The sequence below is a fragment of the Streptosporangium heterodermiicola genome, assembly GCF_051390675.1.
Taxonomy (GTDB): Bacteria; Actinomycetota; Actinomycetes; order Streptosporangiales; family Streptosporangiaceae; genus Streptosporangium.
The window spans coordinates 1-465 of record NZ_JBPJSR010000111.1 but is presented as its reverse complement, the minus strand read 5'-3'; the positions used below and the strand labels follow the sequence as shown (position 1 = coordinate 465).

The window sequence follows — 465 nt, the reverse complement described above, 5'->3', positions numbered from 1 at the left end:
GAAGTGGGGCGCCCCCACCATCACCAACGATGGTGTCTCCATCGCCAAGGAGATCGAGCTTGAGGACCCGTGGGAGAAGATCGGGGCCGAGCTCGTCAAGGAAGTCGCCAAGAAGACCGACGACGTCGCGGGCGACGGCACCACCACCGCCACCGTGCTCGCCCAGGCTCTCGTCCGCGAGGGGCTGCGCAACGTCGCCGCCGGCGCCAACCCGATGTCTTTGAAGAAGGGCATCGAGGCCGCCGTCGAGCGCGTGTCGGAGGAGCTGTCCAAGCTCGCCAAGGACGTGGAGACGAAGGCGCAGATCGCCTCCACCGCCTCCATCTCCGCGGGTGACCCGCAGATCGGCGAGATGATCGCCGAGGCGATGGACAAGGTCGGCAAGGAAGGCGTCATCACCGTCGAGGAGAGCAACACCTTCGGTCTTGAGCTTGAGCTCACCGAGGGCATGCGCTTCGACAAGGG

1 protein-coding gene is annotated in these 465 nt (G+C 66.0%); it reads left to right on the top strand.

Going from position 1 to position 465, the window contains the following annotated elements; all coding sequences use genetic code 11:
* Positions 1-465, top strand: a 465-nt coding sequence (locus ACSC1Q_RS43115) for a TCP-1/cpn60 chaperonin family protein (RefSeq protein WP_436764530.1), incomplete at both ends; no start/stop codon positions are given.